8 protein-coding genes are annotated in these 9,786 nt (G+C 40.3%); 4 read left to right on the top strand and 4 right to left on the bottom strand.

The features are described from left to right. Positions 1-567 precede the first annotated feature (567 nt). Together AAC037_RS11345 and AAC037_RS11340 are read left to right on the top strand one after the other, a co-directional pair. Positions 568-3,729 carry a SusC/RagA family TonB-linked outer membrane protein gene (locus tag AAC037_RS11345; protein ID WP_339903101.1) on the top strand — a complete coding sequence of 1,054 codons (3,162 nt, stop codon included), beginning with the start codon at positions 568-570 and terminating at the stop codon, positions 3,727-3,729. A gap of 11 nt (positions 3,730-3,740) precedes the next feature. After that, positions 3,741-5,261: a SusD/RagB family nutrient-binding outer membrane lipoprotein gene (locus AAC037_RS11340; RefSeq protein WP_339903100.1), complete on the top strand. Its 1,521-nt coding sequence runs from the start codon at positions 3,741-3,743 to the stop codon at positions 5,259-5,261. A gap of 69 nt (positions 5,262-5,330) precedes the next feature. Here AAC037_RS11340 and AAC037_RS11335 read toward each other — a convergent pair whose 3' ends face one another. From AAC037_RS11335 to AAC037_RS11320, 4 genes are all read right to left on the bottom strand, one after another. Further along, complete coding sequence (locus AAC037_RS11335; protein WP_339903099.1) at positions 5,331-5,696, bottom strand: DUF2200 domain-containing protein; 366 nt, start codon at positions 5,694-5,696, stop codon at positions 5,331-5,333. Positions 5,697-5,793: 97 nt separating this feature from the next. Next, a complete protein-coding gene (locus AAC037_RS11330) occupies positions 5,794-5,982 on the bottom strand; it encodes a YdeI/OmpD-associated family protein (protein ID WP_339903098.1) in 189 nt (62 codons plus the stop codon). Next, positions 5,957-6,376 carry a hypothetical protein gene (locus AAC037_RS11325; RefSeq protein ID WP_339903097.1) on the bottom strand — a complete coding sequence of 140 codons (420 nt, stop codon included), beginning with the start codon at positions 6,374-6,376 and terminating at the stop codon, positions 5,957-5,959. The genes AAC037_RS11330 and AAC037_RS11325 overlap by 26 nt, the downstream gene beginning before the upstream one ends. A 19-nt stretch (positions 6,377-6,395) precedes the next feature. Then, positions 6,396-7,034 (bottom strand): class I SAM-dependent methyltransferase, encoded by a 639-nt coding sequence (locus AAC037_RS11320; RefSeq protein WP_339903096.1) that lies wholly within the window; start codon positions 7,032-7,034, stop codon positions 6,396-6,398. 496 nt (positions 7,035-7,530) lie between these two features. On the opposite strand from AAC037_RS11320, the gene AAC037_RS11315 reads away from it, so the two are divergent. Then, entirely contained in the window at positions 7,531-8,163 is a 633-nt protein-coding gene (locus tag AAC037_RS11315) for a hypothetical protein (protein WP_339903095.1), read from the top strand. A gap of 110 nt (positions 8,164-8,273) precedes the next feature. After that, positions 8,274-9,786, top strand: a 1,513-nt coding sequence (locus AAC037_RS11310; protein ID WP_339903094.1) for a PHP domain-containing protein, incomplete at its 3' end; no start/stop codon positions are given.

The raw sequence follows: 9,786 nt of genomic DNA, 5'->3' as shown, positions 1-9,786 counted from the left end.
AGAGATTGACCTAATTTCAAGATCACCGTCGTATACAACCGGCTGAGAAGGTAATTCTTCTTCTGAACAGGAAAGAACCCCCAATAAATAGGTCAACAACAATATTTTTTTCATTTCATGCAGCTTAAAGAAACGAAACTAATGGATTTTATCTTTTAGGCCAAAGTATTCGCTTATATAAGGTCTACGATAGATTTTCCAAGTACGCCTAGAATTGACATCCTCCTTCTTAACTTTTCTTTTTTCTATAATTCTTATAGGATTACGATTTTCCTTTACTAAAACGCTTACCCCAAGTCCCCTTAGAAATGATCAAAATAAGAATCAAATAATTGAGGGACCTTGGCCAATACAGTCATTAAAAAATAGATAGAATTCTATACCAAAGTTAGCTATAAATGTGAAACATCTCTTATATCACTTTTTAATTATCAAAAAATCGTTAAACAAAAACTAATTAGTATACATTAATTATTTAATTGTATTTATTATATTTAAAGTAATTATTTATACATAAAAACCACATAATATTTTGTTTCGATTATTAATTATTTAAACACATTATTTATGAGAAATTATTTACGCTTTAAGGGCATGGTTTCCCTTATGATAATTTTGCTCATCTTTTTAGAGGGAGCAATGGCTCAAGGAACAATTGTTCGAGGAACGGTAACGTCCTCGGAAGATGGGCAGGCAATTATTGGTGCTACTCTCTTGCTGCAGGGAGGTCAAGATTCAAGTCAAGGAACAGTGACAGATGTAAACGGTCGATACAGCCTTTCTGTTCAAGGGCCTGAATCTACACTAGTGGTTTCTAGTATTGGATACATCCCACAAACCATTAGGGTGGGAAATAGGTCTGAAATCGATATCCAATTAGCCCCTGACGTTAGTGAACTTTCAGAAGTGGTGGTAACTGCTTTTGGAATTAAGAGAGAGAAAAAGGCCTTGGGCTATTCTGTCCAAGAGGTAAATACCGAAGGCTTAACAGAAGCAAGAGAATCCAACGTGGTGAATTCCCTCAAAGGAAAAGTGGCCGGAGTTCATGTCAACCCTACATCTGGTGGACCAGGGGGATCATCCTACGTAGTTATCCGCGGAAATAGCTCATTAACAGGAAACAACCAACCTTTATATGTAGTTGATGGTATTCCCATTGATAACCAAACACTGGATCCTGCATCCAGCTTCTCTGGTTATGATTATGGAGATGGAATAGGCAATATCAACCCCGATGATATAGAAAATATTTCGGTATTAAAAGGGCCAAGTGCTGCATCTATGTATGGCGCCCGTGGAGCCAATGGCGTTATTTTAATCACTACCAAATCAGGTAAAAAAGGACAAGGTATAGGAGTAGAAATAAATTCCAATTATACTTTTGAGACACCAAGTGTGAACCCTACATTTCAAAACACTTGGGGAGGTGGATACGATGATGATTACAGCGCATTTGGTACAGAAGTCATCGATGGGAAAGAAACCTTAGTATGGCCCGGTTGGTTATTGGATCAATGGGGTGGGGCCATGGATGGAAGGCCTATTATATATGATTACGCCAGAGACTGGGGAGTAAAAGCCTACACTGCCCAGCCAACCGATAATATTGAGAAATTTTATAGAACAGGAACTACCAGCACCAATACGGTTTCAATATTTGGAGGAAATGAAACCAGTACCTTGAGGCTGTCCTTTTCAAACATGAATAACAGGAGCATTGTACCTAACAACACCCTAGATCGGCAAACCATTACACTGAGAGGTTCTCACCAGGTTTCTGAAAAGCTTCTTGTAGATGCAAAGATTAATTATACCAGGCAAGAAGGCAACAACCGAATTCAGAATGGTATTAGTTTCAGTAGTTTACAGGCAAGTCTGGAAGTGATGCCAAGAAGTATTGATCTTGATTGGCTCAAGGACCATACCAGAGCTAATGGGCTTATGTCAAGTTTTAAGCCAGGATCACCTTATAATCCCTATTGGATTACTGAAAAGTTCAAGAACAATGACACCAGAGACCGGATCATAGGCATGGCCAGGGTAAAATATGATTTTACAGATTGGTTGAGCATCCAAGGTAGAACAGGTACAGATTTTTATACCGACAACAGGTTTGCAATGGTTCCCCAGGGAACTCCCGGTGGAGCCAATATTAATGGCCAGGTTAGAAATACTATGTGGCGTGTGAAGGAAGAAAACAGTGATGTACTGTTGACTGCCACGGGAGATTTAAACAGTAATTTTCACGGAACGCTTTCTATTGGAGCTAATCATTTGAACAGAGATCAAGAAGTGGTACAAGTGAGTGGGCAAAACTTGGATATTCCAGATTTGTACCATATCAACAATGCCTCCCTAGTTTTTCCACGCAATTATAGTATTCAAAAACAAATGAATTCAGTCTATTTTCAAAGTCAACTGGCATTTAGAAATTATCTATTTCTTGACATAACAGGTAGAAATGATTGGTCTTCCACTTTAGGTATAGAAAATCAATCTTTCTTTTATCCTTCATTTAGTACCAGTTTTGCTTTTACGGACTTCTTGGAAATGGATTCTCCTATCTTAACATTTGGCAAGTTTAGGGCCTCTTATGCGGAAGCTGGTAATGATGCCGATCCATATTTGACCAAAGCAGGCTATTCTTTAAGTACCCAAACTTTTGACGGTCTACGCCTTGCCGCTATCCGAAGCAATGTTCCCTTAGAAGATTTAAAAAATGAGCTGACTACATCTTTTGAGCTGGGAATGGATTTAAGGTTTTTCGACAACAGGCTAGGTATTGATTTTACCTATTATACCCAATCAACCACCAACCAAATCCTTCCTGTAGAGATTTCTGCAGCCACCGGTTTTAATACTCGCTTAATCAATGCAGGTGAAATCAGGAACCAAGGTTTGGAATTAATGATTAATGCAAAGCTGGTAAAAGCAGGTGATTTTACCTGGGACTTGGGTATTAATGGATCTAGAAACAGGTCTGAAGTGGTATCACTGGCGCCAGGCATAAACAGCCACACCTTATTGAGCGGTACCGGAACTATTGAAGCTCGAGTAGGCCAACCCTATGGAAACATTGTTGGTTTTGCTAAAAAGAGAAATGAGGACGGAAGGATTCTGGTTTCAGAACTTGGTAAATGGCAAAGAGCAGATGAAATGACAGTTTTGGGAAATATTCAGCCAGACTTTCTAGGTGGCATTACCAACACTTTCTCCTATAAAGGGTTTGTGTTAAGTGGAATGATCGATTTTAGATTAGGAGGTCAGGTTTATTCATATAGCAAATATGATCAAATGGCCAAAGGCACTGGGAAATTTACAGAAGCAAGAGATACAGAGGATCTTATTGTGGATGGCCTGATAGAAAATGCCGACGGAACCTTTACGGAAAATAACATTTCCTTATTGTCTCATCAATATTACGCCGAACAGGGCCCTTGGGGAGGGATTGCAGAAACCATGGTAATCGACGCCGATTATATGGCTTTAAGGGAAGTTACTTTTGGTTATAATTTTAGCAAAGGATTTTTAGGCAAAACTCCTTTTACCAATGCCCGCTTATCCGTTGTAGGAAGAAACCTGTTGTACCTATACCGTGATCCTGAATTTAAGTTGATGGGCATCAGTCCTGAAACAGCCTTTAACAGCTCCACAGCGGCCCAAGGGGTAGAAGCAAGAGGCCTACCGACAACCAGAAGCATGGGTTTTAACTTATTTTTGACATTCTAATAAATTGAGTTATGCAATTAATAAAATTAAACATAAAGATTAAAAGCAATGCGTCTCTCTTATTGCTGCTTATGATATGCCTTGCTTGTACTTCCGATTTTGACGCTATTAATACGGACCCAACATTGTTGACAAAGGAAAAGGTTCAACCAAAGACCATTTTCACCAATGTATTAAAGAGCTCCATTTTTGAGTCTTACAGAAGTGGGACAATTGGAGAGTTTTCAGGGTACTATGCCAGTCAGGCAAGTGGTAATATTTTCGCCAATACGGATTACACCTCCCCTTTCAATTATTACAGAGATTACATCATTAATATAAGTGAAGTCATGCGGCTCACCGCTGAAGACCCTCAGAAAAATGACCAAAATGCCATGGCCCGAATCTGGAAAGTATGGTTGTACCACTGGGTTACGGATGCTTATGGAGATATTCCATATTTTGAAGCTGCTCAAGGAGTGGACAATGTAATTAACCAACCAAAGTACGATACCCAAGAAGAGGTTTATACCGACATGCTTAATGAGTTGAAAGAAGCCGAAGCTCAATTGGGAGCCCAAGGAAACCAATTATCATTCGGTAATGCGGATATCCTGTATCAGGGGAATGTGGAAAACTGGAAAAAGTTTGCCAATTCTCTACGTTTTAGGCTTGCCATCAGAGTCCGATTTGCAAGCCCATCTCTGGCTTCTGAGCATATTGGTGATCTAATTAATAAACCTTTAATTGATGAAAATTCAGAAAATGCATCATTGAGCACCCTCCCACCAAGTTCATCAGAAAACACCAACAACGTTAATTATATATGGACCAGAGAATTAACGGCCACCACACCTATGTTTGTGGGATTTCCCATAATGGATGTAATGATTCCAACTAATGATCCGAGATTGCCAATTTTGGCTAGTCCTGCACTAGACGGGTCCGGATCTTTTCGAGGAAGGCCAATACAATTGCTTCAAGAGGAAAAAGAACCTTATGGACAGGAAATGGTGGCCAGTGTAGGGCCGTTATTAAAAGAGGAAACCTATGATATCATAGTGATGAATGCTGCTGAAGTCCACTTCTTAAAAGCAGAAGCTGTCTTTGCAGGCATAACCGGAGAAGATGCCAACCAACTATACCAAATGGGAATACAGGCATCTATGGAACAATATGAGATTCCTGAAACAGCTATTCAAGATTTTCTAAATGGAGCTTCAGGAACGCTGATAGGTACCGAAGAGGAGCAATTTGAAAAGATCATTACCCAAAAATACATTTCCACATTTTTTCAGCACTACCAAGGATGGGCTGAATTTAGAAGAACAGGTTATCCAACAGTATGGATTGGAAGTGATGCGGGAGTAACCAATGGACAGATCCCAAGAAGATTAACTTATCCAAATGACGAATACCTAAAAAATGAGGCGAATGTCAAAGCAGCAGCAGATAGAATGGGAGGCGATGAATTGTTAACCCGCGTTTGGTGGGATGCAAGAGAAGGTGTACCAATCAGACATCCTTTACAGGATGTTTTCCCTCCAAATTAATATTCATTTTCTTATACAAAAGCCGGCAAAAACTGTCGGCTTTTGCTATTATACTTCAATTTTATCTTATTAACTATCCCGTAAAATTTTTTCCATCTTTTTACCTTTGGCCAATTCATCTACCAGCTTGTCCATCCATCTTACTTTTTGTGTCAAAGGATTGGTGATCTCCTCCACACGGTAACCACAAATAACTCCTTTAACGAGGTCAACATTGGGGTTTAGCGTGGCTTCCTGAAAAAAATGTTCAAAAGTAACTTGATTTTCAATAAGCTCCTGAATTCTCTCCTCATTAAACCCTGTGAGCCATTCAATTACCTGATGCAATTCTTCTTTTGTTCTGCCCTTCCGCTCCACCTTTGTTACATAATGTGGGTATACCGTAGCGAATGTCATTTTAGCAATCCGCTCATCGTGGTGACTTGTATCTTTCATAGAATTTTGGGATTTATGTTTCTTTATTAGATATACCTGTATTAAAATGCTCAAGACGATTAACGAATGTCCGGGCCAAAAGACGAGCACTCGGCACCTATCGAAATGCCTTAGGTTTTAAATTCTGCCCAGCATTTTCTGCTATTTCCAATACTCTTTGTTCTCGGGTAGCCGGTCGCTTTGCCATTGCAATCCATATTAGTAAACTTTTCCTCAAAGATTTACTTTGACTATCGAAAAAGTCCCTTGACCCATGAAACTCATTGAATTTCCTCGCTAAATCCATGGGTACTTCCAAGGTTTCTGCAGCATCCAAGATAGACCAGGAGCCATTTTTTTTTGGCAATTTCCACCGCTCTTATGCCTGACTCCGACATCAAGCCTTTCTCTAGTAAAACTTCAATTTTGTCTTTATTCGTTTTTGACCAAATACTGTTTGCCTTTCTTTTGCTGAAGTATTGTCTGTACTTTTCATCATCTATAGGCTTTTTCAAACTGTCAATCCAACCAAACCGCAAAGCCTCATCTACAGATTCGCTCCAAGTAAGGTTTGGAGTAGGTGATTTTTTCTTATAAACAATGAGCCAAACAGCCTCTTTTATTAAGTGATGGCGTTCTAGCCAATTGCTCCATTCTTCTTTATTTGATGGACAGAAATCCTCAATTATTACCTTGGTCATGTGCTATAATTTAATTCTTTTAACCTACAGCAGCTTTCTTGCATACAATCTGCCAAAATTTTTGGCCGGGCTTGCCTTTTTTACTTTTCGCAGGCTCCATGATTGTCTTTGATTCAAGCAGCCCATAATCACCAAATTCATCGTTTACAGAATCTAGGTTATAATAAAACAATTCAACACCATGAGGTGTCAAAAATCTATTCTTGCCAATCTCCTCCCCTTTCCCAAAAGCATGGTCTTCGGTAGAAATAGCTACAAAAACCATAAAGCCACCTTCGCTGAGCTGATGGTAACAATCGGCTATTAGTTTGGCCCGATCTTTCTTATCAAGCAAATGAATCAAGGCATAGCAAAAGATCCCACCGTAAGTTTCATTGTCAAAAGGCATTCCACTTACTGATCCGTGGTGAACCTTTATTTGGTTTCCATATTGCTTTCTGGCAATATCAATTGCCGTTTCTGAAATTTCTATTCCTGTGACATCAAAGCCCTCATCCATAAAAACTTTTGCATTTCTCCCATAGCCAAAGCCGGGGACAAGGATTTTTTGCAGTCCATGCTCTTGAAAAAGTTTCACGGTTTCAAGAGCAGCATCTGCCGGGCTCAACCCCCACATGGATTGCTTTTCTCTAAAGTTTTCTTCCCAAAATTCCGTCATGGTTTCACATTTTCACCAAAATTCTTGGCATTGTCTACCAATTTATAAATTTTTTCAATTGGCATATGCCATATCACGAGATTAAGGTGTCGCTCCTAGGGAGCTTTTAATAATTCAAGCATTTGGTGCTACAAAAAAAACTCCTACAGAGCTTTGGATTAAACAAAATGATAAAACATTTTAACTTACTCAAATTTAGAAACTTAGACTCATTGAATCCCTCCATAATTCAGTTGAAAATCTAAATGCTCCAGCGGAGCAATATTTTTGCATCCTATTGTATCGTCTCTGATCAGGAGCTCTAGTGGAACGGCACCCCATTATAGCCAATCAAACCTGAATTGATCTTGAAAAAGAACATTAATTTTCTCAGAAACCTACCCATAAAAAACATTTTGCATCTTACCTCCTATTTTCCTTATTGGGGAAATAGCCGTAAATTGTTTGCATTATGGCAGAATAAGGTCTTGCATCGTATCAAAATAACCATTCACTCATGAAAAACATTTTCCTAACCCTTAGTTTTTACCTACTGTTTACCAGTATTATCCTCGCTCAAAGCAGCTACCGACCTGACCTCTTTTTTAGAGAAGACTGGAAAGAAACACCCGCAGAAATCCCTGTCAACCAAAACCATGTCCAGAATGAGAATTTAACCGTTCAGCTATATGGACCTGGAAAAGATGTTATCAAAAAAAGCAACCATGAGAAACCTGTAGACGATCCTTTTTATATCTGGTCCGGACTATGTGAGGGCAACTGGATGCTAAGCCTAAAACACCGGCAACAAAATGTGAACCTTACAGGCTTTGCCAAAGTAAAAATGCGCACCAAACAAGTCGGGCTAAGAGAACTTCGCATTGCTTTAAAACTAGCTGACGACAAGTGGCTGGTAAGCGACCAATCGGCCGGTGCCTCTAAAGACTGGCGCATCTGGGAATTCAATATACAGGACATCAACTGGCACCACCTGGATCCTGAAGGCATAGTAGCCATCGGTCCGGCCACTGATCCCGACCTATCCAATGTAGAAGAAATCGGTTTTACGGATTTAATGCCCGGAGGACAATCAAAAGCTTGTTCAAGGCTGGACTGGATAGAAGTTCATGGTAGACCGGTGACAAGGTAAAGCCGTTGGAAACAAAGGTGCTCTTCCAGAAAAAATAATCACTTCAAACATCCACATTCAATTCATTTTGTTTATATTATTAACCATTAAATGTTAATAATATAAACAAAATGCACCTTAACTGCCACAGTTTCTACAGCTTCAAGTACGGCACCCTTTCTGTTGAACAGCTTGTTGTGGAAGCCAAGAAGCAAAAACTCGACGCCCTGGCCCTGACAGATATCAACAGCTGTTCGGGGGTGTTTCCTTTTATCCGCGAGGCCCAGAAAAATGGCGTTCATCCCGTCATAGGAATAGATTTTCGCAATGGTAGCAAACAGCAGTTTATAGGCCTGGCCAAAAACCAGGAGGGCTTTTATGAGTTGAACAGGTACCTTTCCCATCACCTGATGAACAAATTGCCTTTTCCCGAAAGGGCTCCCACATTCGATCACAGTGTGCTGATCTACCCTTTCACGGAGACATTCTTTACCCTGAAGGAGAATGAATACCTTGGCATACATCCTTCGCAACTCAATCGGCTTCCCTACAGTCCATGGGCCAAACACAAAGAGCGGCTGGTGCTTTTACAAGCGGTTTCCTTCGCCAGCAAAACAGCCTTTAATGCCCACCGCCTATTGCGGGCCATGGATGGCAATACCCTGCTCAGCAAACTCCCTCTCAGCGAACAAGGAGATCCTGCAGATCGATTTTATGGCTATGCCGATATGGTTGGGCGCTGTGAAGGACACAGTTACCTGATTTACAATTCCCAAAAACTTCTGGAACAGTGCCAGTTTTCCTTTTATTTTCAGGCCGTAAAAAACCGTAGAGACATTCTTGGGTCCGACTGGGAGGATTTTGATTACCTGCGGCAAGAAACATACAAAGGAGCCATTCGCCGTTACGGAAGTTTGGATGAAACCAAAGAAAAACGCATCATTAAAGAGCTAGAGATTATCCAGCAAAAAGGCTTTGTTTCTTATTTTCTGATCAATTATGACATTGTCAATTATGCACAACACAAAAACTTCTTTTATGTAGGCAGAGGCAGTGGAGCCAACAGCATCGTGGCCTATTGCCTGGCCATTACTGATGTGGACCCCATAGAATTGGACCTGTATTTCGAACGTTTTATCAACCTTTACAGGGAAAACCCACCGGATTTTGACCTTGACTTTTCTTGGAAAGACCGGGATGAAATCACCCGATATATCTTCAATACCTATAACCAAGCCCAACAGGACCATGTCTGCCTATTGGCTACCTTTAACACCTTCCAGTACAACTCTGTATTGAGGGAGTTGGGGAAAGTTTTTGGACTACCCAAATCAGAAATAGAATCTCTGATCTATTATGGAGACAAACTGAACAGTAGCAACTATATACCTGATCAATACGGCAAACTAATCTATCAATATGCCAGAGTGATCCGCAATATGCCCTCTCATTTGAGCATTCATGCAGGCGGAATATTGATTTCCCACAAGCCCATTCACTATTACACCGCTACCGAGTTGCCGCCAAAAGGCTTTGCTACTTCCCAGTTTGACATGCATGTGGCGGAAGACATTGGACTGCATAAATTTGATATCCTGAGTCAAAGAGGGCTGGGCCATATCAAAAGTGCACTGGAGCTGATCC

This window comes from uncultured Cyclobacterium sp. (assembly GCF_963976465.1).
Classification (GTDB): Bacteria; Bacteroidota; Bacteroidia; order Cytophagales; family Cyclobacteriaceae; genus Cyclobacterium.
Note: the sequence above shows the minus strand (reverse complement) of the source record. Positions and strands in the feature narration are given on the sequence as shown.

Bases quoted from the DNA above. Each gene is read 5' to 3' on its own strand.
- AAC037_RS11345 (WP_339903101.1), top strand. From the start codon at position 568: ATGAGAAATTATTTACGCTTTAAGGGCATGGTTTCCCTTATGATAATT.
- AAC037_RS11335 (WP_339903099.1), bottom strand. From the start codon at position 5,696: ATGAAAGATACAAGTCACCACGATGAGCGGATTGCTAAAATGACATTC.
- AAC037_RS11320 (WP_339903096.1), bottom strand. From the start codon at position 7,034: ATGACGGAATTTTGGGAAGAAAACTTTAGAGAAAAGCAATCCATGTGG.
- AAC037_RS11315 (WP_339903095.1), top strand. From the start codon at position 7,531: ATGAAAAACATTTTCCTAACCCTTAGTTTTTACCTACTGTTTACCAGT.
- AAC037_RS11340 (WP_339903100.1), top strand. From the start codon at position 3,741: ATGCAATTAATAAAATTAAACATAAAGATTAAAAGCAATGCGTCTCTC.
- AAC037_RS11325 (WP_339903097.1), bottom strand. From the start codon at position 6,376: ATGACCAAGGTAATAATTGAGGATTTCTGTCCATCAAATAAAGAAGAA.
- AAC037_RS11330 (WP_339903098.1), bottom strand. From the start codon at position 5,982: ATGGATTTAGCGAGGAAATTCAATGAGTTTCATGGGTCAAGGGACTTT.